The following is a 26,437-nucleotide window of genomic DNA, read 5'->3' as shown; positions in this document are numbered from 1 at the left end:
TTCAATAGTGTAACACGGTTTACCAAATATTACACGAAAAGGAAATTTTTTTAATGCGAAAATCCCCTATTATTGGCTTTTTCTTCCTTTTTTGGTTGCTTGACACCTCACATTTTCATTTTCTTTCATTTAATTTTTTCATATTGATTGACATTTTTTTCGAAGATAGATAATATAGTTAGTGCGTTAACTATATTAGGAGGATGAACATGGACAATCATCAAGGAGCGCTCGGCTTTCATATCCGCGAATTATCGATTTTATTGAGTCGAAAAATCGATCACGAAGCCATTCAAAACGATATCGAAAATATTTCTCATCCACAGGCAATGGTCATCCATTTTATTTCGAGGAACCATCTACGAGAAATTCACCAAAAAGATATCGAAGAAGAATTATCGATTCGCAAACCAACTGCGAGTCAATTACTTGATCGAATGGAAAAAAGTGGATTGGTTGAACGTCGCGTCTCGTCAAAAGATAAACGTCGGAATCAAATTATCTTAACTGATAAAGCCATCGATAGCGTTAAACAAATCAAACATGTGCTAAAAGATATTGAAAAGACCTTACAGCAAGATTTAACCGAAGATGAAATCGCAACGTTTTTGCAAGTTGTGGAAAAAATGAAAAAAAATATCCAATAATTTTAGTTGATTAAGACATTTTTTAGGAGGAACGACAGTTATGTTTAGAATTTTCAAACGATCAAGTACCGGAGAAAGACTCCTTTTTGTACTTAGCATCATTTTTATCCTAGTACAAGTGAATCTAGAACTTAAAATTCCCTCGTACATGGCTGAAATCACCACTCTTTTACAAACACCAGGAACCGTTACAGCGGATATCTTAAAACCTGGATTTACAATGATTGGGCTTTCGTTATTAAGTTTTGCTTCTGCGATTTTAGTCGGTTTCTTCGCCGCTCGCATTGCAGCCGGATTAATCACTCGTTTACGCCGAGAATTATTTAACCGGGTTACCAATTATTCTACGAACGAAATTCAGCATTTTTCAGTGCCGAGCCTGGTTACAAGAACAACAAATGATTTAACCCAAATTCAAATGTTAATCGCAATGGGACTTCAAGTCATTATTAAAGGACCCATTACAGCCATTTGGGCGATTACTAAAATTTCGAATAAAAGTTGGGAATGGACTGCTACGACAGCAGTTGCGGTCATTTTCTTACTATTTACTATTAGTATTTTAATGATTTTTGTTCGTCCGAAGTTTGCGATGATTCAAAAACTGACCGATAATTTAAATAGCGTGACACGCGAAAGTCTGACCGGACTACGTGTCATCCGAGCATATAATGCAAAAGGCTATCAAGAAGAAAAATTCGAAAAAGCCAATGAAGAACTGACAGCAGTTAACTTATTTACAGGACGCATGATGTCCATCTTAAATCCAGTGATGACGCTCGTTTCTTCCGGGTTGACTTTAGCTGTCTATGTGATTGGTGCGTTTTTAATTCAAAATGCACTGGGTGCCGACAAAATTAGCTTGTTTTCTGATATGGTCGTTTTCACCGCTTATGCGATGCAAGTCGTAATGGGCTTCATGATGATGACAATGATTTTCTTCATCTTACCGCGAGCAATCGTTTCGTCCAATCGGATTAATGAAGTCTTAGACCTCTTTTCTTCTGTGACCTTTACGAAAGAAAAAATGACAGAATTACCGAAAAAAGGAACCGTGGAGTTTAAAAATGTGACGTTTGCTTATCCAAATGCAGCCGAATCTGTGTTAAACGACATTACGTTCACGGCCAATACCGGTGAAACGGTTGCCTTTATCGGTTCAACTGGTAGTGGAAAAAGTACGATTCTAAAACTGATTCCGCGCCTATTTGACACCACTAAAGGTGAAATTGTGATTAACGGTCAAAATGTCAAAAACTTTGACCACGAAACGTTAAACAATATTATTGGGTATATTCCTCAAAAACCAGTCCTTTTTGCAGGCGATATCCGTTCAAACATGGAATTAGGAACGAGTGCCGCTACACCACTTGATGACACTGCGATCTTTGAGGCATTAGAAATTGCTCAAGCCAAAGACTTCGTCGAAAATGAAGAAGGTCAACTTGCAGCCCCTGTTGCCCAAGCCGGCAGCAACTTTTCTGGTGGACAAAAACAACGTCTGGCGATTTCCAGAGTCATTGCCCGTCAGCCTGAAATTTTACTCTTTGATGATTCGTTTTCTGCTCTTGATTATCAAACCGATAAGAAATTACGAGGCATTTTAAAAGAACGTTTGCCACAAACGACTAAATTAATCGTCGCACAACGCATTAGCACGATTATGGATGCGAACTTGATTATTGTTTTAGATGAAGGACGCATTGTCGGTAAAGGAACCCACCAAGAATTACTAAAAGACAACGAAGTCTATCAAGAAATTGCCTATTCACAATTATCGAAGGAGGAATTAGTTAATGAGTAAGAAAAAAGAAACCCAAAGCCATTTAACTTGGGCCAACATCCAAAAATATGCTGGTTCATATACTCTTCCTTTTGTGTTGGCGGTTATTTTTGCAACCATTGGAAGTATTACAACGATTTTAGGTCCTGACCGTTTAAGCGAAATTACTGACACAATTGCCACTGGATTAAGCGGCACAATCGATACAGATAAAATCAAAAGCATTGCGACGTTCTTAGTGATTATTTATCTCATTGGGGCAATCATGACGTACTTACAAGGTTATATTATTACGACGATTACCCAAAATTTCTCTAAAAAATTACGACGTCACGTATCCGAGAAAATTGATCGATTGCCACTACGTTATTTTGATTCACACAAACAAGGGGATACGCTTAGTCGTGTCACAAATGACCTAGATACTGTTGGTCAATCCCTTAGTCAAAGTCTTGCGACGCTTGCACCGTCCGTTACGTTACTAGTCGGTTCAATTATCATGATGTTCAATAGTGAATGGCGTCTTAGTCTAACCGTTATTATCTCTTCTCTCGCAGGTTTTGCGGTCGTAGCGGTGATTTTGGCTACTTCACAAAAACATTTCATCGCGCAACAAGTCAAGCTTGGAGCGATTTCGAGTTATGCAGAAGAAATCTATTCTGGTCATAGCGTGATTACAACTTACAATGCCGAAAAACAAGTGCAAGACAACTTTGAAGAACTAAACATGGATTTATATGGCAGTGTTTGGCGGGCACAGTTCCTTTCTGGAATCATGATGCCGATGATGGGCTTCATTGGGAACTTTGGTTACGTCATGGTCTGTGTGGTCGGCTCGATTTTAGCGCTTAATGGCACGATTACCTTTGGTGTCATTGTTGCGTTTATGATTTATGTTCGTATTTTTACGAATCCATTATCTCAATTGGCTCAAGCTTTTGGGAATTTACAATCGGCTAGTGCTGCATTAAACCGTGTCTTTGAATTCTTAGGTGAAGAAGAAATGACTAATGAAGCGACTAAGACGCGTCAATTAACGCAAACAGATGGACATGTTGTCTTTGAAAATGTTAGCTTTAGTTATAACCCCGATCAAATGATTATCAATGACTTTTCTGTTGAGGCGACACCTGGTAGCAAGATTGCCATTGTCGGACCAACCGGCGCTGGGAAAACAACCATCGTCAACTTATTAATGAAGTTTTACGAAATTAATCAAGGTGACATTCGCATTGATGGCAAATCGATTCACGAGATGAGCCGCGAAGAAGTGCATGATCAATTTTGTATGGTCTTACAAGACACATGGTTATTTGAAGGAACAATCAAAGAAAATTTAATTTTCAACCAAAAAGACGTTTCGGATGAAGCTGTTGTCGATGCTTGTAAAGCGGTTGGCTTGCACCACTTCATTACGACCTTACAAAAGGGCTATGATACGATTTTAGATGATAGTGTGGAACTGTCTGTTGGACAAAAACAATTAATGACGATTGCGCGTGCCTTAATTAAACAAGCACCAATGTTAATTTTAGATGAAGCAACAAGCTCCGTTGATACAAGAACGGAAGAGTTAATTCAAAAAGCGATGGACAAATTAATGGAAGGCAAAACTTCTTTCGTTATCGCTCACCGCTTGTCAACCATTCGCAATGCCGATAATATTTTAGTCATGAACCACGGCGATATTATCGAACAAGGCAATCACGAAGCCTTGATGCGTCAAAACGGCTTTTACGCCGACCTCTATAACAGCCAGTTTTCTAAAGGCTAACAAAAAAAGCAGGAGAATTTATCTCCTGCTTTTTTTCGTGTGCTATCAAAGAACTTAGAACCAATAGGAAAGAACGGTCCCCAAAAAGTAAAGTGTTGGATAGCCAATCATCACGACCGACATCGTTTTTAAGACAATTGGGAACGTCTTTTGTTTATCTTGCAGCGCCATATAAGGAGTCAATCCTCGCATGAGCTTTGGTAAACTCAATCCTAAAAGGAGAACAGTCCATGGCGCAAGCCCTAGAAAAACAACCAGAGGTAAACACAAAAAGCTGATAAGAAGGTTGGCTTTAAGGAACACGGTCGCACGCTTTTTGCCAAGATAATAAACGAGTGTCCGGCGCCCGTTTACAATATCTTCTTCCAAATCACATGTATTATTCGCAATTAAATTGTTGAACATCATGAAAACGAGCGGCAAACAGACAAGTAAAAAACGCAACGCTACTGCCAACGTGAACGGCTCTTGTGTCGAAGCCAGCAAAACATACAGTGCTACTAGCGGGACAAGATAACCACTAGCTAGTGAAGTAATGGTTTCGGCAATCGGTAAACTGTTTAATGGTCTGGGGCCTGTCGAATAGAATAAACCAATATAAAAGCCGATAATCCCTGGAATCACGACCCAGATACTCGTCAACGTGACTAACCACAAGCCAAACAGCGTCGAAAGTGTCATGAAAAAGTAAAAGTAGTTGCGGACGGTTTTCAACGATAAGCCTTCTCGACCAATAATATTCGTCTTTACCTTATACGAATGGTCATCCGAAGCATTCTGGTAATCCATGTAGTTGTTAAAAATATTAACAGCCACATGAAAAAGTAAAATAATGAAAAGATAAATAACAAATGGACCATTTAAGTTAGTGTCAAACTGAAACTGCGCATACGACGCTCCCAGTAAGATTAAAAATAAATTTAAGGGCGCAGTATACACTTCTGCTAATTCCCAAAATTGTTTAAAACGCATGACTCATTCCTCCAAGTTCTCTCAATAGTGCTAGCGTATTATAACATAATCTCCTTGATTTCCCATATTTTAGGCTCAAGGTGACGTCACGCTGAGAATGGACACAAACAACTTTTACATTTCCAAATGTTGTTGGTATTCTACTTCCTACACTTCAAAATCATGAAAAAACTCAGGAGCATTTTCACTCCTGAGTTTGATTTATTTTACCGTGATTGATTGTCCATTTGTTTCAATGACTTCTTTATACCAATAGTAGCTATCCTTTTTATAACGATTCAAGCTTCCACCCACTTCATCGCGATCGACATAGACAAATCCGTACCGTTTTTGATACCCATTTAACCAACTTAATAAGTCAGTGAACGACCATGTACAATACGCCCAAATTTCGCAGCCTTCTTCTGAAGCTTTCATTAATTCTTCAATGTGTTTTGATAAGTACTCAATCCGGTAAGCATCGTGGATCTCTTGAGTATCAGTCAACGTATCAAACGCTCCAAGTCCATTCTCTGAAATCACAATCGGTAAATCATAACGACTGGTGATTTCTTTACATGCATAACGCAACCCGGACGGATCGATTACCCAGTCCCAATCGGTTGTTTTCAAGTGCGTATTCGTTGGATTTTTGTATAAACCTGGAATACCTGTTACTTGTCCGGTTCCTTTTTTACCTGTCGTATTCATCTCGCCATATGGACCGACGCCATCGATTGGATTATATTCAGCTACACTTGTTTGATAATAGTTGACACCCATAAAATCAATCAAAGCTGCTGCTTGTTTCAAGATTGTTTGATCGGCTTCTGTCACGATTGGTGCCACACCTTTTTGTTCTAAATAGTGATAGGCATTTTTTGGATAGCGACCGTAGGCATAGACATCCATCCACCAAAAATTCTTTAAATTATCAAAATCCATTTTTGCCATTGCATGAATCGGATCACTATTCAAGGCGTAACTTGGACTATATGCAAAGCTCGCTCCTATTTTTCCTTCAGGCATGATTTCCTTAAACGCAAGGACTGATTTTGCATGTGCTAGAAAAACATGATGATTCACTTGATAATACATTTTTTCATCGTCAAATTTTCCTGGTGGGTGCATCGCTGTCAGCCAGCCAAAGGTCGTAAAGATGTTCTGTTCATTTATCGTAATCCAATACTTTACTTTACCTTTAAATTGATTAAATAGGAATGTCGCGTAATGGACAAAATCTTCCACGACTTTTGGACTTTCCCAGCCGCCATATTCTTCCACTAAAGCTTGAGGAATATCCCAGTGATATAACGTCACCATCGGTTCAATCCCATATTTCAAACATTCATCAATCAACTCTGTATAAAATTGGACACCCTCTAGGTTCACCTCACCATGACCTTTTGGAAAAATACGGGCCCAAGCAATCGAAAAGCGATACGTTTGCAAACCCATTTCGGCCATTAATGCGACGTCTTCTTTGTAACGATGATAATGATCGACTGCGACTTCGCCCGTCGATTCTTTAAAGGTCTTCCCTGGGATTTTTACAAATTCATCCCAGTTTGAGATTCCTTTCCCAGCTTCTTGAGCAGCCCCTTCGATTTGGTAAGCGGCAGAAGCACTTCCCCATAAAAAAGTATCAGGCATTTGTAATGGTTTCAATTTTGAATCCTCCTTATATAATCGTTAAAATTTCTTCTAGTGCTTCGACATTTCCTTGACGCGCAACCGTAATTTCTAGATAATCATGCGAGTTGGTGATCACAATCGGTGTCGTAATATCATATCCAGCTGCCACAATAGCTTCTAATTCGAAAGTGAGGATGCGATCACCTTTTTTAACTTTTTCTCCTACTTTAACTGCAGGCGTAAAGTATTGACCATTCAAGTTCACTGTCTCTAAACCAACATGAATCAAAATCTCGGCACCATTATCAGTTTTTAAGCCTATTGCATGTCCCGTTTCAAAAAATACATCAATCGTTCCATCACAAGGTGCGACAACTTCGCCTTTTGTCGGCACAATCGCCAACCCTTTTCCTAATAGTTCTCCAGCAAAGGTTTTATCATTGACTTCACTTAGTGGGATCACTTTTCCGGCCATTGGACTTTCTAACTTGTTGATTTTTGTTAAAGTGGAAATTGTCCCATTTTCGATTTCTTCTTCATAATGATCATCGACGATATCTTCAAATCCAATTAAATAAGTTGCAATAAATGACACGACAATCGTGACCGCAGCCGTAATTAAAATATAGAGTAACGAAATGGGACGATCTTTTTCTAAGTATTGTGGGATCGTAATCAAGGCTGGTGTTGCAACACCAAAAGCTTTTAATTCAAAGAATCCACCAACTAAACCACCACTAATCGCACCAATTGCTGCACCGAGCATTGGTTTTTTCAAGCGTAAGGTTACGCCATATAAGGCGGGTTCTGTAATACCCGCTAAAAGGGCAGAAAAAGCAGAAGAGCCAGCAACTTGTTTTAAATCTTTATTTTTCGATTTAATCGAAACGGCTAACGAAGCAGCACCTTGCGCCATGTTCGAACAAAATTCCGCAATGCAGATAAAAGCCTCATAACCTGTCGTCGCAATAATGCTTAATTTGATTGGCGTAAAGGCATGATGCATACCAGCCATTACGATAAACGGATAGACCCCTGCAATCAAGCCAACTGCCACTAACCCTAGCGCATCATGAATCCCATAAATGAAGGAAGACAAGGCATTTCCTAAAATCGAGCCAATTGGTCCGACAACCGTCATCACAATTGGGGCGGTAATTAACATAACTAACATTGGTTTTAAGAAGTTTTTAGTGACGTTCGGTGTGATACGATCGACAAATGGTTCAATATAAGAAAGAAGCCACACTGATAAAATAATCGGAATCACGGAATACGCGTAAAAAGCATATGTCACAGGAATCAATCCAAAGAACGCTAATGTCTCGCCAGCGTCTTTTGCATTCGTTGTTAACGAAACAAAATTGGGATGTAAAATAATAAGTGCTAAACTCGCCGCGTAGTAGGCGTTCGTTTTAAATTTTTCAGCTGCTGACATGGCAATCAAGACAGGCATAAAGTAAAAGGCGCCATCACCAATAACTGACAACAATTGATAGGTTTGACTCGACTCTGTTAACCAACCAATCATTGGTAACACTGTCAATAATACTTTAATCATCGCCGCACCAATTAAGGCTGGAATCACTGGTGCCATACAACTAGAAATCACATCTAGAATGGTGGAAAAAGGATTCATTTTGCTTTTATTTGGTTGTGGTGTGTTTGCGGTCTCACCTCCAAAATGACCGAGCTTGATGACTTCTTTATAGACGGCATTGACCTCATTTCCGATGATGATTTGGTATTGGCCACTTTTTTTCATGACGCCTAAGACACCACGAATTTGTTCAACTGCTTGATCATCCACTATTGTTTCATCTTTTAAGACAAAACGCAGACGTGTCATACAATGAACCACGCTGACGATATTTTCTTGACCGCCTAATTTAACTAAGATTTGTTCTGCTACTTTTGAAGCATCCATTGTAACCATCCTTTTCTATGACTGAATTTGCGAATTCTTCGTAATTTTTTCAATATGAAGAATTAAGTAAAGTTGTTCATCTGTATTTAACGAATAATGATAATGTTTTTGTAAGTAGTGATCAATTTTGACGACACATTCATAACTCGCCGTGTATTTATTTCGAAAAACTTCAAAAATATCATCACTCTCACTGACATAAACTTGGCCATCAATGATTCGTTGGGCAAAGAATTTTAAATGCGTGACGAAACGATGATAATAAATCGAATCTTCATTAAACTCCATCCGAAACGTATATTTAATCATATTAATAATTTCTTGCATGAGCTTCGACATGTCGTTAATATCCACTAACTGATCCAATTGGCCATTAACCAAATGTTGTGCAATATACGCGGCTTCGTCTTCAATAAAGGTTAGACCAAACACCGCTTCAATCTCTTTTAACGCCATCAAACCGGTTTCATATTCATCTTTAAATAATCGACGAATATCCATCAGTAAAGGATTCTTGACTTCAATTCCCTTTTTTAGCCGTTCAATTGCACCATGAATGTGCTCCGTTAAAGAGACATACACAATATCATCGATTTTTTTATCGTATTCTTTTTCAAGAATAAAAATAATGCGTTCCGTAATTTCTAAATACTCTTCGGAAATATCTGAAAAAACCGCTTTAAATCGTTCGTTTATTTTTGAATCTGACGTTGAAAATATTTTATAACGTCCTTTTAAATCAGCCATTTGGCCATTCTTCTTACCAAAGGCTACCCCAATTCCCATCACAATCACTTCTTGTCCTTGTTCATCGTAAGACAAAAAAGCATTGTTGTTTAACACTTTCACAATTTTCATTTCTCCACCTCCTTCAACTCGCGATTTTAACCGCTTACTTGATTTCCGTATTATTTTTTAAAATAAAGTTTGCTCTGATACCTAAAAAAGCAACGCATATACGACGTTAAGGGTTTCATTTCTCTTTTTAGACAACAAAAAAACAGGCACCACAGAATAAGCCGTCTTCCTTTCTTAAAAAGGAAACGTCTTTTTCTGAGGTTTTGCCTGCTTTACCAGTTACAATCCTTATTTTCTAGACCTATGTTAGCATAGTTGATTTCACGATGCAAGAGGTGAAAATGAGAAATACCGCAAAATGGTTTTCGTTTTTCTATTGCTCTAAGAGAAGTGACGACTGTAAATCCTACTCGTCATCAAAACAAATGAGGTCCATTGGCATCGGTCCTGCGACACCGACAAAAACAAAATCTTCATCGCCGGTATTTTTCATCCCATGTTGTTCTCCTGGGTATGAGATGACCATATCGCCTTTCGTAATGGTCACTTCTTTACCTGGCTCTGGGAAGAAAGTACCCGTACCTTTTAAAACAATCCACAAATCATCTGACGTTGTATGTGCATGCGTAAAGACACTTTGTCCAGGTTTTAAACACCAAACGGCACCCGCTGTTTTAGGCGTTTCATAAAAAATGGTTTTCTTTCCTTCTTGTTCACAAAATTGACTAACTTCTTCTATTCTAAATAAACGGCGATTTAACATCGTCTCCATTCAAATCATCCTCTCATTTTTATTGAAATAATTGTGCAAAACGGAATAATTGTTCTGCTGTCGCTTCAATTGCAGCGAGTGTCGTTTCTTTACTTAAAATCTCACGTTCGCTCGCAATCCGTTGAATCGTAGGGAAATAGGCTTGAATTCCCTGGTTGTTACTTTGCCTTGCCTCTTTTGAAACCCCACCGGCTAGAGCAATGACTGGCTTATTGTATTTGTCAGCTAATCGAGCAACAGATACCGGGACTTTCCCCATCAATGACTGCGCATCAAGTAAGCCTTCACCCGTCACAACGAGGTCGCTCGTTTGAATCTCCTCTTCCAAATGAAGATGGCGTGCAATTTCATCAAATCCTGGGACAATCGTCGCCTGTAAGTAACTAAGAAAAGCAAAACCAACGCCGCCAGCCGCTCCAGCTCCGGACTCTTCTTTCATCGTTGTTTCCGTTGCTTCTTCGGTTAGCCGAGCAAAACGTTGGAGTAACGCATCGATCGTCACTTGGTCTGAAGCTTTCACTCCTTTTTGAGGACCGAAAATAGCGGTAGCTCCTTGCTCCCCACAAAGCGGATTGGTCACATCGCTAGCGATGACAAACTTACAATCGCTTAGTTCCGGGAAGATTTGGCTTGCATCAATGCTAGCTAATCCGTCTAAATCCTTTAAACGATAACCCAGTTCACGACCAGATTGATCCAAAAAGCGTACGCCTAACGCATGTAACATCCCAATACCGGCATCATTTGTGGCACTCCCCCCAAGTCCAATGACAAAATGACGGGCTCCTTCTTGAATGCACTGCTTGATCTTTTCTCCTAAGCCATAAGTCGTCGCCTCCCAAGGACTTAGTTTCTCTTTTTCCACGAGGGTAATCCCGGAAGTCTCGGCAATCTCAAGTACGACTTTTTTCGCGATTTGCCCGTGTTTCGCCAAGACTGTTTGACCAAGCATGGGCCCCTGAACAGTACTTGTTTGAATCTGTTCGGAAAAGCGATGGAAAATCGCATCAATGGTTCCTTCACCGCCATCGGCAATCGGTAAGACGCTAATTTCAGGTTGGGACTGCTCGCGATAGGCCGCCTCAATCCCTTTTTTGGCGGCTTTCCCTGCTTCTATTGACGTGACACTTCCTTTAAAGGAGTCCATTACGATAACGATTTTCACATAAATTCCTCTTTTCTATTGTTTAGTCATTTACGACATTGACAGGGTTCCCCGCGATAAATGCGGTCGCATTTTCCACGGCAATCGCCATCAAACGACTGCGTGCTTCTTTTGTCGCCCAGGCAATGTGCGGTGTAATAATCATATTTTTAGCAGTGAGCAAAGGATTGTCTGCCGTAATGGGTTCTTGTGAAACGACATCCACAGCTGCTGCTCCAACTTTACCCGCATTCAAGGCTTGTGCTAGATCTGCTTCATTGATTAATGGTCCCCGCGATGAATTCACAATCATCACGCCATCTTTCATTTTCGCAATATTTTCAGCATTAATCATTCCTTGTGTTTCAGGGAAAAGTGGACAATGTAAACTAATCACGTCTGAACGCTCAAATAGTTCATCCGTTGTGACAAATTCAACGTCCTCTTGTGTTGAATGAATCGCATGTTGTTGGTCGACTGCGATCACGTTCATGCCGAAAGCTTTTGCTATTTGTGCGACCTGCTGCCCAATTCGACCATATCCGATAATGCCTAATGTCTTATTGAGTAGTTCTACTAAAGGATAGTGCCAGTAGCACCAATCCGCATTTTTTTCCCAATCGCCATTTTTGACGCTCATCGAATGTTCCCCTATATGGTGGCACATCTCGAGTAGCAAAGCAATTGTAAACTGTGCGACCGCTTCCGTTCCGTAGGTGGGGATATTCGTCACCACAATGCCTTTTTCTTTCGCGGCTTCAACATCAACAACGTTATAACCGGTGGCCAAGACCCCAATGTATTTTAAGTTTGGTGCTGCATCAATCACTGTTTTGCTTAGTGGCGTTTTATTGGTCAACACGATCTCCGCATCGCCAATGCGTTCAATCAATGCTGTTTCCGCTAGTTTACTACGATCATAAACCGTTATCTCCCCAAGTTGTTCAAACCCGGACCAGGATAAATCTCCTGGATTTTCAGTATACCCATCAAGTACAATGATTTTCATTTTTCTTTTCCTCCTCTAGTCTTCTAGTAAAGCCCAAGCTCGACGAATCACACGTTTTGTTTGTGCGACAATCACATCCGCATCTTCCCCTTCTTGTGGGAGCACTTCAAACGAAAGGATCATTGGTGATGCTTGATTAAAGAGTCCTTCCTGTTTACATACTTGGAAAAAATCAAGTAATTCAGGAACATCATTGGCGCTATTTGGGAAGCCAAAACGCGGATGTAAATCGCCATATGCTTGACAACCTGGCTTTACGACCGCATTGCCAATATGCAAGTGTGTAATATAAGGACGCGTTGTTTGAATCACAAATTTACTTGTTTCATAAGTCGTTGGAAAATGCGAAAGATCGACAATTAGACCAAAGTTTGGACAATAGGTACGAACGTCACCTGCAAAGCGTGCGGCTAGTGGCGCTGGACCAATTAGTGCTTTTTTATCCATATCATAGTCGAAAACTTCTAGCTCAACCATCATGTTTTTTGTTGCGGCATAACGACAGACGTTAACCGTTGTTTTTAACAACTGTGCATACGCTTGTTCTTTTGTCGCTTCTTCCCATTTCCCTGATAAGAAGGCGATTCCTTTGGCACCTAAATATTCTGCTTCATCGACCGCTTCGAGTAACGTTTGTTCGGCTTTTAAGCGCCCTTCTTCATTTAAGTCATTCGGATTTAAGCCAGGTCCTAAGAGACGCGGCTGTGCACCGTAACCAACGCGTAGTCCTGAATGAGCCAATAAATCTCTGACTTCTTTTCGGATGGCATCATCTTTAATTTGTGTGATTTCAATCGCTCGAAAGTCGGCATCGCATACTACTTTTTTAATTGTTTCCACTAAATCATAGTCTTTTGGTGGAAAACTCATCCATTGAATGAGTCCCAAATCAACATATTTTTCTAATTGTGCATTCATTTTCTTTCGTCCCTTTCTATTTTTTACTCTGTTTTTTCAGGTGCAAAACTACGAATATTGTCTAGCGCGACACCCATGTCACATAATTGTTCTGGCTCACAAATCGCATCGATTACATAACTTTGATTCGAAGCCACAGCTCTCTCCAATGCGGCTCTGAGTTCTGTTGGGGTAAAGACCCGTTCACCGATACAACCATATCCTTCAGCAATTTTTACATAGTCGATTAAACCTGTTTGGTTATAAGGCATATCGACACCATATTCAAAGCCATAAGCCATTTTTTGGTTTTGACGAATCAACCCTAAATAGGCGTTGTTTACGATAACGGTAATAATTGGTTTGTTATGAGCGGCTGCAACCGCAATTTCTTCTCCCATAAAAGTGAACCCAAAGTCACCTAAAACATTTACGCTAATCGCTGTTGGATCTGCCACTTTTGCCCCAAATGCAGCCGGTACTTCAAAGCCGAGCGTCCCGGCACCACCCGAAGGTAAGTAACGACGCGGACGATTAATTTGTTGCAATTGGCCACTCCAAATTTGAGTAATGCCACAACCCGCTGTAAAAATCGTATTCTCATCAAACACTTCATTTAATTCTTGGAAGACACGATGTGGAATCATTGGAATTTGGTTATAGTTTGTTTCGCGTGCCAGTTCTTTTCTTAATTGTGGTAACGATGCGACATCCAAGCGTTGTTGATCCCCCATCTTACGTTCTTTCACCAATGCATTTAATTGTTCTAACGCATATTGTGCATCCGAAACAATCCCTAAATCCGGTTGAAAAACTTTCCCAATTTGTGTGGCTTCAATATCAATATGAACAAATTGACGACCTCGACGATAAACTTCTAAATTCCCAGTATGACGATCGGTGAAACGATTACCAATCCCGATAATTAAATCGGAATCGAGAAAAACACGATTGCCAATTGGTTGCCCGACTTGAATACCCGCATGTCCAGCATTGAGTGGATGATCGATTGGTACGCCACCTTTTGCCATATACGTTTGAATAATCGGTAGTTGCAAACTTTCGGCAAATTCAATCAGGGCTTGTTCTGCTTTTGCTAAAATAACACCACCACCCATAATAATTGCTGGTGACTGGGCTGCTTCAATCATGTCTAACAGCGCATGCAATTCATCAATAGCTGCCTGTGGTTTTGAAACCGTTAATGGCTCGTATTGATTGATATCAAAATCAATCTCAACTTGTTGAATATCAAGCGGCAAGTCAATTAAGACTGGACCAGGACGACCAGAACGCATCAGGTGAAACGCTTCTTGCATGATTTTTGGAATTTCTTGGGCATCTAGTGGACAATACACTTTCTTACAAACGGTTGACGCAATGCTGACCATATCGACCGACTGAAAAGCATCTTGTTTTAATTGCCAACTATTCGCTTGTCCAGTAATCGCCAATACGGGAATCGAATCTGCAAAGGCGGTGTAAAGCCCCGTTACGAAATTCGTTGCACCCGGTCCTGACGTACAAATCGCCAACGCAATGTCATGTTTTGCGCGATAATAGCCGTCTGCTGCGTGGACACAGGCTTCCTCGTGTCGCATACAATAATGATTCATCGAGATTTTCTCCATATATTTATAAACTGGATTAATCCCCGCCCCTGGAATTCCAAAGGCATCTTTTATTCCTTCTTTTACCATAATTTGTACAATCGCTTCTGCTGCTTGCATATTGTTTCCCCCTTTTTCGTTTCACTATGTGGTATTGCGTTTCATTTAAATGCATGTTATCATATTCACAAATATTTTGTCTTTGTGTGCTTGGCCCAATCTTTTTTGCTATTTTGGTTCCGCTTGCACAAAAACATGAAAGGAGTGTCTTTTCCTCATTGAATGAGAAAAAAGTCAAAATCAATCAATCCGTGCAAAAAACCTTTTTAATTATCGAAACACTGCATGCTTACGCTCGTCCCATTTCTTTACTTGATTTATCTCTTCAGACGAATCTGCCTAAAGCAACACTTTCACGTTTTTTATATACCTTAATGACGTTAGGTTATGTCGAACAAGATTCTGAAACCCTTTTTTACACCTTAACGAATAAATTGCGCCATTTAACACAAGAAACTGATCCCAATCAGCGTTTGATCGAACAACTACACCCGTTACTGTTCCATTTATCGACTACCTTGATGGAAGCCACCTCTTTATCGATTCGCGACAACACAGAAATCGTCTATTTAGATTCACTTGACAGCCAGGAACGGCTACTGACTGTCACGCAAAAAATTGGTAAACGAGCGCCACTTTACTGTACGGGCGCTGGGAAAATGTTTTTAGCCGAAATTTCGGAGCAACAACTGAATGATTATTTAGCGACAACCGCATTAGTACCCCTGACACAAAATACCTTAACAGAGCCACTTGCACTCAAAAAAGAACTCAAAAAAATCAAGGAACAACAATTCGCCCTTGATCAAGAAGAGTGTGAACTTGGTGTGTTTTGTATTGCCTTACCGATTCGTAATCAACAAAATAAGTTGCTTGCGACTGTTAGTATTTCATTACCGACCATTCGGGTGAGTCAAAAGCGAATCGAAGAAGTCCTATCGTATGCGCAAAAAGAAATTCAATCTATTTTTGTTTAAGAGCCATTAAAATCAAAAAAGAGGGATCCCCATGAAAACATTACATGATCTTTTACAACAACCAGCCTTTGCTGATTTAACCATTTTAACGACAGAAGCCAGTTTAAGGGTGCCAATTGTCAATGTAGATATTTCAGAAACACCTGACATTGCCTCATTCATCGAACCGCATTCCTTGCTACTGACAACTGGCATGGCGTTTAAAGACGACGAAGAAGGACTTTGTCAACTGATGAACAGCTTAAAAAAATTACCTTGTGCCGGTATGGCGATTAAACTGAATCGTTACATCCCAACATTAAGTACGCGTGTTTTAGACTATGCCAACCAACTAGACTTTCCGATTTTACAAATTCCGGATTCACTTACGCTTGGACAAGTTTCTTACAAAATCTTAAGCACGATTTTAGAGGATCGAACGGAAGAACTCTTTTTTTCGATGGAAACACAGAAAAAATTTGCTAATATGCTATTTAAAGGAGCCACGTTACCGAACTTAATTGAACAACTCAGCCAGATGGTCGAGCAGCCGATTTTACTCTTAGATCCGTTTGGCCACCTGACTTCGACGAATCGCTTTGACAGCATCTCCTCTATTGAGACGACTAATGTCAAGGCAGAAATGATGGACACATTATTACATCATCAGCAAAAGAGAAGCAAGGATTCCTTAACGTTCACCTTAAGTTCCGCAGAAACTGTTTCGGTCTCTGTTTTTCCGATTCAATCCGAATATTATTTACCTTACTTGTTAATTATTTTTGATAACAATCCAGCACCACAAAACGTTTCACCATTTGTTATTCAACAGGCACTCGTTATTTTGGCCTTAGCTATCAATAAAGAACAAGCGCTCAAAAATAAACAACGACTGGCGCAATTAAATTTATTCCAACAGCTCTTACAAACATTACCAACAAACGATTTACCTGAACTTTCTAGCATGTTGCAGGCGAACCAGTCGAATTATTATCGTGTGGCACTCTTACAACTGTTGCCGAACCAAAGCCAAACCTTTTATCCCAGTCAAATCGACGAATATGTCTATGAGTTAGTGGAACAAGTACTAGCTGAAAGCAATCCGACCGCACGAGTGCTCCCGACCGATCAGCCTTATCATCTTGCCTTGCTCTTTCGCAACAGTTTAGCTTTGCGAGAATCACTCATTTGTATTCAAGAGAAACTTGAACACTTTATTAACATAAAAAGCGCGTTAGGCGTGGGTGAGCCGGTCAATCAGTTTTCTTTATGTCACTTTTCCTATAAAGAAGCACTCAGCGTATTGGAAAATCATGTCGTTAGTCCCGGAATTCGCTTTTACGATAAACAAAAAAGCATTCATCGGATTGCCGAGAATGTCTCAAAAGAAGAAATGGCTTATTTTTGTGAATCGATTTTAAAAGAATTGGCTTATCCAACCAATCCAACAGATCTCGAATTACGGCGAACGTTAGCCGCTTATTTAGATAGTCAATGTAAGATTGTTGAAACGGCCGAAAAAATGTTTTTACATCGCAATACGGTTCATTATCGCATTAAGAAATGCCAAAACCTATTTGATGCACCAATTGATTCTCCTGAACTGTCGTTGCAATTACGCGTCGCTCTTTATTTGTCTCAGCCAAATGATTAAAATCGAACGTTTTGATATCAAGAAATCCCAAAAAAGCCTAGAAAATGGAAGAGACAACCATTTTCTAGGCTTTTTAGCATACAACGAAACAGACAACGATGTAAAAATTAATTCGCTTTGTTGATAGCGATTACTCGTTTTTGTGCACGTTTTAATTGAATATAAGTCAGATTAAATCCGACACCAATCAAGGCCACCGCGATTGCCACGTAAAAGGCTTTTGTAAAATCACCATTATTGGCTGTCGCAATTCCTGCGGCTACTTTTGGCGCGAAAAAGGCAGCTGCGGAGTACCCACAGAAAATAATACCATAGTTAACACCTTGATTCACCGGACCGTAGTTTTCTAGAACCATTGGCGGGAAGACACCCATAACCCCACCAAAACATAATCCTAAAATCATAATCCCAATCGCAAATCCTACTTGCGAAGAGAAAGAAGTCAAAATAATAAACGCGAGAATGACCATTCCAAGAATAATCGACAAGGTATGATTACGACCTAATCGATCAGAGACGGTTCCCCAAACGATACGTCCGGCACAATTACTAAGAGAATATAAGCTGACGTACATCGCCGCGGTAGTCGCAGATAATTGGAACATTTGTTGACCAATGACCGACGCATTAGCTGCAATCATCAGACCAGAAAACGCACCGGTAAAGAGCATTAAAAAGATCAGATAGAAAAAGGGAGTTCGGAGCATCATTTTCCAATCTTTGTTGATCAGTCCTTGATTAGTTTGATGTTGTGGCGGCACCCATCCTTCCACTTGATAACCTGCAGGTGCTTGTTTAATAAAAATAACCGCAATCGCAATGATAATCATATAAGAAAATCCTAATGATTTAAAGGCTGTGAGTACATCAAAGCGTTCGATTAACGCATTACCGATTGGTGCAGCAATAATCGCTGCACCGCCCATACCTGCCGTAATGATTCCAGAGGCTAACCCTCTTTTATCAGGGAATAATTTAATCGTATTACTCAAGCAAGCAGAGTAGGCCAACCCTTGACCTAAACCACCAATCAAACCATAAGTGAGATAGAGCATCGTTGGGCTCGTAGCAAAACCAGTTAATAAAAAGCCCAGTCCAAACATCATTCCCCCAATGGCGATGGACCATTTTGCGAATCCTTTATCCGTTAAAAATCCGCCCAAAATCATTGGGACTGGCGCGATTGCCGAATTAATCGTGAATGCTAGCATAATTTCCGTCATCGTCCAACCTTGTGAGGCACTTAAGGGACCTGCGAAGACACTAAAAGCATAAATCGCTCCCGTGCAAAGCAATACTGCCGTTGAGGCAATTAAGACTTGCCAACGGTTAATGTTCTTGTTCATATTTTTCCTCCATTGCTTTTTTAGTTGACTGTGTCGATCTTATTTTGTTAATTCTTGGACCGCTGTTTGACCGGCAATCCGTCCAAACGTAAAGATATCAGTCAGTGAGTTACCACCTAAACGATTCCCTGCGTGAATACCACCCGCGACTTCTCCCGCTGCGTATAATCCTTCAATGATTTGACCTTCAGTATTTAAAACGTGGGTCTGTGTATCAATTTTTAAGCCACCCATTGTATGATGAATCGCTGGTTTTCTTGGCGTCGCATAAAATGGTGCAACAGCTACTTTTAAATCAAAGACATCTTTACCAAATTCAGGATCAAAGCCATTATCCACACAAGCATTATAAGACGCAATCGTTGCCTCAAACACATCCGGATCAACACCAATTTGACGCGCTAGATCTGCCAAAGTCTCAGCTCTAAATAATGTTCCCGCAGCAACTTGCTTATCAATTTTTTCTTGCGTAGTATTGTAAGCAGTCTTCTTAATTTCGTCATCGGCAATTAAATAGAACAAGCCGCCGTTATCAATCGCCGCTTGAGTTAACGCATCGCGACTACCGTATTCATTGACAAACCGTTTCCCTTTTTGATTGACCATAATAAAGTTTTGTGGTGGTACTTGTAAGCCGCTAAATAAAGCGCCTGTTTCTGGATCTGAAACGGGCATCATTTGTGAGAAGCCCATACCGACTAAATCGGCGCCAACACTTTGGCCTAAAATAATTCCATCGCCGGTAATCGCTGGCGAGTTCGACGTTTTAATATCATCACTAATTTCGGTCCAGTACGTATTGTATTCTTTTAACATTTGCGTATTTGCGCCAAAACCACCGGAAGCTAAGACAACTGCATCGCTGTGAACGGTGATTTTTTGACCATTCATTCCTGTCCCGATCACGCCGACAATTCGACCATTCTCACAAATTAATTCCTTGACCGCCGTATCGGTAATAATCACACCACCGTGACGTTCAACAAATTGTTGCAAGGCAGAGACATAGGCATACCCTTCGCTTTTTAGCGGTTTGTGTCCCCGACGCCATAAAGCACCTACCGGCATCGTGACATCCGATTTATCAAATTCAACCCCGATTTCTTCGAGCCATTCAAGCGATTCGAGTCCTTTATCCGTCAAGATTTTCACTAAATCATATTGACCATAAATCGTATTACCAAATTTATCTTTACGTTTCCCACCTAGATACGTTTGCATCCGGTAGAACAGTTCGGAATCAAATAAATATTCCTCCTCGTTTTTCGTTGCTTCAAAGTATGCTGTTACTTGGGCTTTTAATAGACGGAAATCCTCCAAATACTCTGCATCAATCGTTGCTTCATCAGTCGCAATCATCTCTTTTAGAGCATGACGTTCGCCTGGAATTGCCGCAAAGGTATTTTGCCAATTCGGATTCGCCGCATTCATCGGGCCACCCGTGCGAACGGTATTACCACCAACTGCTGGGAATTTTTCCACGACAATGACGCTTTTGCCTTCTTGCAAGACTTTTGCAGCAGCAGTTAAACCAGCCCCACCGGCACCAACCACAACCACATCCGTATGGTATTCCATGTCTTGCGTGTTTAAGGCACTTGCTGCTTTCGGACGTTTACGTAAAATATCCGGATTTGAGCCCGCCATTTTAATGACTTTCGCCACGCCATCAATCACGCCGTTACTCGTCACCGAAGCTCCCGAGATAATATCGACGTTTAAGGTTTGTCCTTCAATGATTTGTTTAGGAATTCGTGTAAATACCACATCCGCAATCCCTTGTGATTCTCCTGATGTATCAATGTCAATCGCTTCAATGCGATTATTATCGATCCGAACGACCATTGGGATTTCTCCATTATGCCCAGGTGTTGTGACTGTAAACTCACCAGAAGTTAAAGCAACTTCTTCAGGTTCCGCTAAGACATTCACGACTTGAGTAAAACGTAAAAAGCGCCAGAAACAACTCTCTAGAAAATCAATCGTCCGTTCTTCTTTCAAATCACCCTCTGGTGTAAAAGCATGATGCGCATTGCCTAGTAAAAATTCGTAGCCAGGCATCACTGTTGCGTTCACACCCGGTGCATCAAGTACTTGACGTAAATGAAGTTGTGCACGCGAAGATCCTTGAACATCATATGACGCGCCTACAATCATGACAGGTTTGCCATCGAGCGGGTGTAAATTAAACGATAACCACTCTAGAATACTTTTTAAAGCGGAAGGGATCGAATGATTATGTTCTGGTGTGGCAATAATCACGCCGTCTGCTTCGGTAATTTTTGTGTTAAACAGTTGGATAATCTCACTGTTCGACTGGTCATTGGATTCATCAAACAATGGCACATCCGTTAATTCTAAAATTTCAATTTCAGCTTGATGACTGAAATGTTTTTGCATAAAGGTTAGTAACATTCGGTTATATGATTTGTTAGCATTCGTTCCGACAATTCCGATAAATTTCATGCGATATCCCCTCCATCTGCGCGTTGTTCCCAAGTGAATTGTTGTTTTTTATCCGCTTTAAAGCGATGATCTTTGGTTAATTGATTCGTAATTTCAACGAATAACTGGAATTCTTCAAAACATTCTTCTAATTCTTGCACCTTATCTGGGTCAATTAAGTTTCCTTCTTCGTCAAAAGCACTTAGCGAACGACCCAATAAAAACTCTGAACTCGGCATAATTCGTGCTTTTAATTCTGGTGAATCTAAAATTTGACGCAAATGGGCTTGTGCACGGGAAGATCCAAGCGCTCCATGAGATGCACCGACAATCATCACCGGTTTGTCAATTAACGGACGAGTCGTATACGATAGCCATTCCAACGCGCTTTTTAAGGCCGCGGTAATCGCATGATCATATTCAGGTGTGCTAATAATGACCCCGTCAGCTGCCACGATTTTATCCGATAATGCTTTCACTGCCTGAGGAGGCGTCCGATCTTCGGGTTCGTTAAAGGCAGGTAAATCTTTAATCTCACATACCTCAATCGTTACCCCTTCGGTAAAATGTTTTTGGATGAATTGCAATAATTTTCGATTCGTCGATTCATAAGATGAATTCGTGCCGACAATACTTATAAATTTCATATTCATACTCCTTTTAATTGTGATTTATCGAGCAATAATTCCTAAAAAAAACATTTTTAGCGCCTTTTCCTTTTTAAAAAAAATTAAACTAAAAGAAAAAAAGGCGAAAATCATTTATTAAAAGCATTTATTGCTCGCTCATCTCTTTGATTAGTAGATTACCTTAGAATTTTTATATTGTGAAATATTTATTTAATTATCAAGTCATAACAAATTTGTTATAATGAAAACAAAAAAAGAAATGAGGACTACCGATGGCCTTTGATTCCGCCAATATGTTGTATTACCTCGATATATTACTGAAGCATGGTAATTTTACGAAAGCCGCCAAAGACTTATATATTTCACAACCTTATCTAACGCAATTGATTAAGCGAACTGAAAAAGAACTCGACATCACCATTATTAATCGTCAAACTTCACCCTTACAATTAACTGAAGCAGGACGCTTGTATTATCAGTACTTGTATACACTTGAAGCCGAACAAGATAAATTCCGCAAAAAAATTTCGCAGTATTCATCGAACGAACAGCAGGTTCTTCGTTTAGGCGTCTTATCCAGTTTAGGCACTTTTTTAATTCCGTTATTTTTACCAGACTTTGTTCAAAAACATCCCAATATCAAAGTCGAATTACATGAAGATACACCCGCTAAGAATGAAGAAAAATTGTTGAGCGGCGAGATTGATTTTTTTATTGGCCAAAATCCAGAAACCATCTCACCGAATTTAACCATTCACCCATATGGGAAACATCGCTATTATGCGGTTATTCCAAAATCATCGCCTTTTTATCAAGCGAAAACCTTTCTTTTAGAAGAAAATAGTCTCTCCATCAAACAATTACTAAAAGAAAAATTAATCTTAACCACGCGCGGTTCGGCGATTCGAAAACAAATCGATTATTTAATCCAGCAACACAAGATCGACCCCACAATTGTCTTAGAGAGTAATAATATTTTTACCGTCGTTGAATTGGCAATTAATAACGCCGGGATTACCTTCATCCCAGAAAGTATTAAAGTGAATCCGCAGCCAGATAAATTTAATCTCTATCCGATTCCGTTAAAATTGCTGTCGTTAGATTATTTCATTGCACATCAAGCTACTCGAACACTGATAGCCGAAGAAAATGCCTTTATCCAACTCTTTTTAACGAATTTAGCAAAGGATATTGTCGTCCAAAAAAAATAGGAAAAGAATGCCAAGTGAATTCTTTTCCTATTTTTTGTTATATTATGTACGAAATCTTAATCCTTGCGTGTTTGCCGTGCGTCCGTCGGTTGTAATCACGATTCCTTCAAGACCTGGTGTCGCTTCGACTTCTCGAATGATTGTTGTCGCTTCGGTTCCAAATAAACGAGTCGTCCAAATTTCTCCTACGAGTGATTCTTGTGAGACAATCGTAAGACTCGCTAGTTCCGACTGTACCGGGAAACCTGTTTGACTATCAAAAATATGATGATACGTTTTTCCTTGCCATTCAAAAGTCCGTTCATAGATACCAGAAGTCACGACTGACTGATTTTTGATAAGCAGCGTCGCCACATAGTTGCCTCGCGGTAAAAAAGGATTTTGAATACCAATTCGCCAGTAGCCATCTGCGTGATGCGGCGCCTCACCGAATGTCAAAATATTCCCACCTAAATTAATAAACCCTGCACTTGCACCCTTTTTCTTGAACAAAGCAACGATTTTATCGGCAAAATATCCTTTGGCAAGCGCCCCCAAATCAATCGACATCCCGGCTTTTGCTAAATACACTTCTTTTGTTTCACTGTTTAAATGGATATCATTTGGATCAATCAGTGCCAAGCACGACGCTATTTTCTCTTTCGACGGATACTGTGCATCCGCAAAACCAATTCGCCAAGCATGGACTAAAGGACCAATCGCAATGTTTAAATAACCATTCGGAATCAGACTTTGTTCTTTCCCAATTTGAATTAATTCAAATAAATCATCCTGTACCTTCACCGCTGCAACGCCTGCTTGTTGCGTTATTTTCATTAACTCAGACGTTTTATCATTGGCGCTAAAGCGTTGCTCATAATCGATTAATGTTTGTTCCGCTTGCCCCAAGATATCTTCCTTTTGATCATGTTCAACCCACAGTTGAATTTGTGTACCCATTAAATAAAGTGTTTTTTTCTCAATCGCCATCTACATTCAGTCCTTTATCCATCGATTCCTTTGTTTCTCATTCCTTGATTATAAGCGAAAAAAAGAAGATACGCGAATGATTATCAGTAGAGGTGATTTCCGTTACATCAAATAACAACAAGATGAAATCAAAACACTGAGTTTTCATAAAGCTAAAAAGAATCAAATCCCTGTTGATTTCGGAGTTTGATTCTCGACTTTTGATGAACATCCCATTCAGAAAAAAATATCGATTTTGAAGGTAAGCAATCTTTCTGAATAACGGTTCTCGCAATCCATGTATTAAATAACTAAGCTACATGATACCCATTCTGTTTTAAGATGTCAGCCGCTGCATCAAAGTCATGACGCTTCACTAAAATATAATCAGTGTTATACGTCGAAATAGCGAATATGCTAATAGTAGCTGCCGCTAAGAGAGAGGCTATTTTAGCTAAAATTCCAACTAAGCTAAAATCTAAAACTCCTTCAATCTTAAATCCTTGCCAATCATCTTCGCGCGATACCGTTATTGACGGAACATTTCTTGTAGGTAATACGACAGACAATTCATCTTCTGTTTTCCCTAAAAATAATGGTGTCACCGATAAATCAATATCAGATAGATTTTCTACTTGTATAACCGATAACGGCATATCTAATTTTTTTAATTCCATCTATTTTCACCTCTCTTTTATCATGATATCACGTTAAATTCATTTTTTATGAGACTATTTTTTTACGAACGCCATCCTTAACTAACCGTTCAGGCATGATTTTGGACCGTTCAGGGTAAAACGGATTATTTCGAATCCATTTATGCTAAACTGAATAAAGGGTTTCGTTCGTTACTATTCGATACAACATCAAATGATTCATTAAAGAAAGAGTGATCGGATTGTATAAAAATGGCAGAAGTATACCGAATCTCATCCTTACGCTCGTGTCTTTATCGTTGCGATAGTAGCTAGTCTAATTGGCATGACAGCGGAATATTTACTAAATAACGCGTTTGTTATTGGAGGATTTTGGACAATGTTAATCCTTGTTATTGGTCAATTACTCATCATCAAAAAAAGAAATAAAAAGAAATAGAATCTCTTTTTTACAATTTAATTCTATTTCATATTTTACTGGAGGTGTTCCATAATGAGCAAAGAAATAAGGAAAGTTTATATTATAACAGCCACTCAGTACGCTATTTACCTGATTTCATTACTACTCGCTTACTTTAATAGCGAGATTTCTTCAAACTGGGCTTTTTATCTATTATTAATCGGAATATTGTTAGGTAATTTTATTCCAAGCAAGTATCGATCAAATTTCTTTTCTACCGACCCTGGTTTGTTCTTAAAAAATCATACAAGACGTTTCGAAACTATCATAGAAATGCCCATTATAGCTATCATCATTTTCACAGTATTATTTTTATGATAACATAACAGTATGAATAAGAAAAAATCATTTCCATAAATCGATGCTATTAGAATGTTTTTGATTATTTTGCTTAATCTAAGAATCATTATGTGAGATAAAGAAGCGTTTCATTATAGTTAAAAGAGGAGCTCTGACAACCGTCACAGCTCCTCTCGTTTTTATGAATAAACACTTTTTAAATTTTATCGTTTTTGATTAAATCTGTTCGCCGTTACTTGAGATGACTTCTTTGTACCAATCAAATGATTTTTTCTTATAACGAGCCATATCGCCGTTCCCTTCATCATCTAAATCAACATAGATAAAACCATAACGTTTCGACATTTCGCCCGTTGAAGCACTCACAAGATCAATACAGCCCCATGGGGTATACGCCATCAAAAAGGTCTGACTCACCCGCTATTTGAATTTGTTTCAGCTGATATTCTGACGTTCGTTTCGCAGCTGCCAAAAGACAAAAACACATGGATTGTCGGTGGCAACACTTTAGTCGCACCATTACTCGATGCCCAGCGGATCGATAAAATTTACCTCCAGATTGCACCCGTTTTGTTAGGTGCAGGAATTCCATTGTTTACGCAAAAAGAAGGGGTACAACAATTCACCTTACTCGAAACGAAACAATATGGACAATTTGCTGAATTAGTCTTAGAGAAGCTGACACGCCCAGAACAAGAGAATGATGCTTCAGTTAAAAAAATATGACCGTAACCCTTTAAAAATGACTCGTTTTTACGGTTATCGTTAAGGGGTTTCTTTTCTCGTCATTTTTTCTTACAACAACAAGAGCCTTCTCTTGCCTTT

The 26,437-nt window shown here is 39.6% G+C and carries 22 protein-coding genes and 1 pseudogene; 8 read left to right on the top strand and 15 right to left on the bottom strand.

The genetic code is table 11. From position 1 onward, the window contains the following. Positions 1 to 209: 209 nt before the first annotated feature. Genes RU93_RS07950 through RU93_RS07940 form a run of 3 tightly spaced genes read left to right on the top strand, consistent with a single transcriptional unit; the run spans position 210 to position 4,204 of the window. Positions 210 to 647: a MarR family winged helix-turn-helix transcriptional regulator gene (locus RU93_RS07950; RefSeq protein WP_071875085.1), complete on the top strand. Its 438-nt coding sequence runs from the start codon at positions 210 to 212 to the stop codon at positions 645 to 647. A 40-nt stretch (positions 648 to 687) separates the two neighbouring features. Beyond that, positions 688 to 2,451 carry an ABC transporter ATP-binding protein gene (locus RU93_RS07945; protein ID WP_071875084.1) on the top strand — a complete coding sequence of 588 codons (1,764 nt, stop codon included), beginning with the start codon at positions 688 to 690 and terminating at the stop codon, positions 2,449 to 2,451. After that, entirely contained in the window at positions 2,444 to 4,204 is a 1,761-nt protein-coding gene (locus RU93_RS07940) for an ABC transporter ATP-binding protein (RefSeq protein WP_071875083.1), read from the top strand. The genes RU93_RS07945 and RU93_RS07940 overlap by 8 nt, the downstream gene beginning before the upstream one ends. Before the next feature lie 54 nt (positions 4,205 to 4,258). Here the strand turns inward: RU93_RS07940 and RU93_RS07935 are convergent, their stop codons facing one another. From RU93_RS07935 to RU93_RS07895, 9 genes are all read right to left on the bottom strand, one after another. Next, positions 4,259 to 5,176: a prenyltransferase gene (locus RU93_RS07935; RefSeq protein WP_071875082.1), complete on the bottom strand. Its 918-nt coding sequence runs from the start codon at positions 5,174 to 5,176 to the stop codon at positions 4,259 to 4,261. Between the two features lie 201 nt (positions 5,177 to 5,377). Continuing rightward, positions 5,378 to 6,808: a glycoside hydrolase family 1 protein gene (locus RU93_RS07930; protein WP_071875114.1), complete on the bottom strand. Its 1,431-nt coding sequence runs from the start codon at positions 6,806 to 6,808 to the stop codon at positions 5,378 to 5,380. A gap of 28 nt (positions 6,809 to 6,836) precedes the next feature. Continuing rightward, the gene (locus RU93_RS07925; protein ID WP_211272573.1) at positions 6,837 to 8,726 is read right to left on the bottom strand and encodes a beta-glucoside-specific PTS transporter subunit IIABC; all 1,890 of its coding nucleotides are present in this window, start codon (positions 8,724 to 8,726) and stop codon (positions 6,837 to 6,839) included. Positions 8,727 to 8,732: 6 nt separating this feature from the next. After that, a complete protein-coding gene (gene licT, locus RU93_RS07920) occupies positions 8,733 to 9,575 on the bottom strand; it encodes a BglG family transcription antiterminator LicT (RefSeq protein ID WP_071875080.1) in 843 nt (280 codons plus the stop codon). A 346-nt stretch (positions 9,576 to 9,921) separates the two neighbouring features. Then, positions 9,922 to 10,287, bottom strand: a complete 366-nt coding sequence (locus RU93_RS07915) for a cupin domain-containing protein (RefSeq protein WP_071875079.1) — start codon at positions 10,285 to 10,287, stop codon at positions 9,922 to 9,924. Between the two features lie 19 nt (positions 10,288 to 10,306). Continuing rightward, positions 10,307 to 11,452 (bottom strand): glycerate kinase family protein, encoded by a 1,146-nt coding sequence (locus RU93_RS07910; RefSeq protein ID WP_071875078.1) that lies wholly within the window; start codon positions 11,450 to 11,452, stop codon positions 10,307 to 10,309. Between the two features lie 22 nt (positions 11,453 to 11,474). Continuing rightward, complete coding sequence (locus RU93_RS07905; RefSeq protein ID WP_071875077.1) at positions 11,475 to 12,440, bottom strand: D-2-hydroxyacid dehydrogenase; 966 nt, start codon at positions 12,438 to 12,440, stop codon at positions 11,475 to 11,477. A 15-nt stretch (positions 12,441 to 12,455) separates the two neighbouring features. Continuing rightward, positions 12,456 to 13,358: a sugar phosphate isomerase/epimerase family protein gene (locus tag RU93_RS07900; protein WP_071875076.1), complete on the bottom strand. Its 903-nt coding sequence runs from the start codon at positions 13,356 to 13,358 to the stop codon at positions 12,456 to 12,458. Between the two features lie 23 nt (positions 13,359 to 13,381). Further along, the gene (locus RU93_RS07895; RefSeq protein WP_071875075.1) at positions 13,382 to 15,067 is read right to left on the bottom strand and encodes a thiamine pyrophosphate-dependent enzyme; all 1,686 of its coding nucleotides are present in this window, start codon (positions 15,065 to 15,067) and stop codon (positions 13,382 to 13,384) included. A gap of 158 nt (positions 15,068 to 15,225) precedes the next feature. On the opposite strand from RU93_RS07895, the gene RU93_RS07890 reads away from it, so the two are divergent. Both RU93_RS07890 and RU93_RS07885 read left to right on the top strand, forming a co-directional pair. Continuing rightward, complete coding sequence (locus RU93_RS07890; protein WP_071875074.1) at positions 15,226 to 15,984, top strand: IclR family transcriptional regulator; 759 nt, start codon at positions 15,226 to 15,228, stop codon at positions 15,982 to 15,984. Between the two features lie 31 nt (positions 15,985 to 16,015). Continuing rightward, positions 16,016 to 17,617, top strand: coding sequence for a PucR family transcriptional regulator (locus RU93_RS07885; RefSeq protein ID WP_071875073.1), 1,602 nt, complete (start codon positions 16,016 to 16,018; stop codon positions 17,615 to 17,617). 107 nt (positions 17,618 to 17,724) lie between these two features. Here RU93_RS07885 and RU93_RS07880 read toward each other — a convergent pair whose 3' ends face one another. Genes RU93_RS07880 through RU93_RS07870 form a run of 3 tightly spaced genes read right to left on the bottom strand, consistent with a single transcriptional unit; the run spans position 17,725 to position 22,055 of the window. Then, entirely contained in the window at positions 17,725 to 18,963 is a 1,239-nt protein-coding gene (locus tag RU93_RS07880) for an L-lactate MFS transporter (protein ID WP_071875072.1), read from the bottom strand. 39 nt (positions 18,964 to 19,002) lie between these two features. Beyond that, positions 19,003 to 21,429, bottom strand: coding sequence for an FAD-dependent oxidoreductase (locus RU93_RS07875; RefSeq protein ID WP_071875071.1), 2,427 nt, complete (start codon positions 21,427 to 21,429; stop codon positions 19,003 to 19,005). Next, the gene (locus RU93_RS07870; RefSeq protein ID WP_071875070.1) at positions 21,426 to 22,055 is read right to left on the bottom strand and encodes an NADPH-dependent FMN reductase; all 630 of its coding nucleotides are present in this window, start codon (positions 22,053 to 22,055) and stop codon (positions 21,426 to 21,428) included. Before RU93_RS07870 ends, RU93_RS07875 begins: the two co-directional genes overlap by 4 nt. 254 nt (positions 22,056 to 22,309) lie before the next feature. Between RU93_RS07870 and RU93_RS07865 the strand changes: the two genes are divergently transcribed. Beyond that, a complete protein-coding gene (locus RU93_RS07865) occupies positions 22,310 to 23,248 on the top strand; it encodes a LysR family transcriptional regulator (protein ID WP_071875069.1) in 939 nt (312 codons plus the stop codon). Positions 23,249 to 23,290: 42 nt separating this feature from the next. Here RU93_RS07865 and RU93_RS07860 read toward each other — a convergent pair whose 3' ends face one another. Both RU93_RS07860 and RU93_RS07855 read right to left on the bottom strand, forming a co-directional pair. Beyond that, on the bottom strand, positions 23,291 to 24,217 hold the full coding sequence (locus RU93_RS07860; protein ID WP_071875068.1) for an FAD:protein FMN transferase: 927 nt from the start codon (positions 24,215 to 24,217) through the stop codon (positions 23,291 to 23,293). Positions 24,218 to 24,507: 290 nt separating this feature from the next. Beyond that, a complete protein-coding gene (locus RU93_RS07855; RefSeq protein ID WP_071875067.1) occupies positions 24,508 to 24,873 on the bottom strand; it encodes an ACT domain-containing protein in 366 nt (121 codons plus the stop codon). 472 nt (positions 24,874 to 25,345) lie between these two features. Between RU93_RS07855 and RU93_RS07850 the strand changes: the two genes are divergently transcribed. Continuing rightward, on the top strand, positions 25,346 to 25,630 hold the full coding sequence (locus RU93_RS07850) for a hypothetical protein (RefSeq protein ID WP_071875066.1): 285 nt from the start codon (positions 25,346 to 25,348) through the stop codon (positions 25,628 to 25,630). Positions 25,631 to 25,828: 198 nt separating this feature from the next. Here the strand turns inward: RU93_RS07850 and RU93_RS07845 are convergent. After that, a pseudogene (locus tag RU93_RS07845) lies at positions 25,829 to 26,014 on the bottom strand (family 1 glycosylhydrolase); the annotation flags it as partial. Here RU93_RS07845 and RU93_RS11910 point away from each other — a divergent pair. Continuing rightward, positions 25,982 to 26,338, top strand: coding sequence for a dihydrofolate reductase family protein (locus tag RU93_RS11910; RefSeq protein WP_084131296.1), 357 nt, complete (start codon positions 25,982 to 25,984; stop codon positions 26,336 to 26,338). The pseudogene RU93_RS07845 and the gene RU93_RS11910 overlap by 33 nt on opposite strands. Positions 26,339 to 26,437: the final 99 nt, after the last annotated feature.

Origin of the sequence: Enterococcus aquimarinus, from assembly GCF_001885765.1 — a bacterium.
Taxonomy (GTDB): domain Bacteria; phylum Bacillota; class Bacilli; order Lactobacillales; family Enterococcaceae; genus Enterococcus_I; species Enterococcus_I aquimarinus.
This window is presented reverse-complemented; position numbering and strand designations above follow the sequence as displayed.

What these genes read in the sequence shown, in the direction of transcription:
- RU93_RS07950 (WP_071875085.1), top strand. Translation starts at nt 210, where the DNA reads ATGGACAATCATCAAGGAGCGCTCGGCTTTCATATCCGCGAATTATCG.
- RU93_RS07945 (WP_071875084.1), top strand. Translation starts at nt 688, where the DNA reads ATGTTTAGAATTTTCAAACGATCAAGTACCGGAGAAAGACTCCTTTTT.
- RU93_RS07940 (WP_071875083.1), top strand. Translation starts at nt 2,444, where the DNA reads ATGAGTAAGAAAAAAGAAACCCAAAGCCATTTAACTTGGGCCAACATC.
- RU93_RS07935 (WP_071875082.1), bottom strand. Translation starts at nt 5,176, where the DNA reads ATGCGTTTTAAACAATTTTGGGAATTAGCAGAAGTGTATACTGCGCCC.
- RU93_RS07930 (WP_071875114.1), bottom strand. Translation starts at nt 6,808, where the DNA reads ATGCCTGATACTTTTTTATGGGGAAGTGCTTCTGCCGCTTACCAAATC.
- RU93_RS07925 (WP_211272573.1), bottom strand. Translation starts at nt 8,726, where the DNA reads ATGGTTACAATGGATGCTTCAAAAGTAGCAGAACAAATCTTAGTTAAA.
- licT (WP_071875080.1), bottom strand. Translation starts at nt 9,575, where the DNA reads ATGAAAATTGTGAAAGTGTTAAACAACAATGCTTTTTTGTCTTACGAT.
- RU93_RS07915 (WP_071875079.1), bottom strand. Translation starts at nt 10,287, where the DNA reads ATGGAGACGATGTTAAATCGCCGTTTATTTAGAATAGAAGAAGTTAGT.
- RU93_RS07905 (WP_071875077.1), bottom strand. Translation starts at nt 12,440, where the DNA reads ATGAAAATCATTGTACTTGATGGGTATACTGAAAATCCAGGAGATTTA.
- RU93_RS07900 (WP_071875076.1), bottom strand. Translation starts at nt 13,358, where the DNA reads ATGAATGCACAATTAGAAAAATATGTTGATTTGGGACTCATTCAATGG.
- RU93_RS07895 (WP_071875075.1), bottom strand. Translation starts at nt 15,067, where the DNA reads ATGCAAGCAGCAGAAGCGATTGTACAAATTATGGTAAAAGAAGGAATA.
- RU93_RS07885 (WP_071875073.1), top strand. Translation starts at nt 16,016, where the DNA reads ATGAAAACATTACATGATCTTTTACAACAACCAGCCTTTGCTGATTTA.
- RU93_RS07880 (WP_071875072.1), bottom strand. Translation starts at nt 18,963, where the DNA reads ATGAACAAGAACATTAACCGTTGGCAAGTCTTAATTGCCTCAACGGCA.
- RU93_RS07875 (WP_071875071.1), bottom strand. Translation starts at nt 21,429, where the DNA reads ATGAAATTTATCGGAATTGTCGGAACGAATGCTAACAAATCATATAAC.
- RU93_RS07870 (WP_071875070.1), bottom strand. Translation starts at nt 22,055, where the DNA reads ATGAAATTTATAAGTATTGTCGGCACGAATTCATCTTATGAATCGACG.
- RU93_RS07865 (WP_071875069.1), top strand. Translation starts at nt 22,310, where the DNA reads ATGGCCTTTGATTCCGCCAATATGTTGTATTACCTCGATATATTACTG.
- RU93_RS07860 (WP_071875068.1), bottom strand. Translation starts at nt 24,217, where the DNA reads ATGGCGATTGAGAAAAAAACACTTTATTTAATGGGTACACAAATTCAA.
- RU93_RS07855 (WP_071875067.1), bottom strand. Translation starts at nt 24,873, where the DNA reads ATGGAATTAAAAAAATTAGATATGCCGTTATCGGTTATACAAGTAGAA.
- RU93_RS07850 (WP_071875066.1), top strand. Translation starts at nt 25,346, where the DNA reads ATGAGCAAAGAAATAAGGAAAGTTTATATTATAACAGCCACTCAGTAC.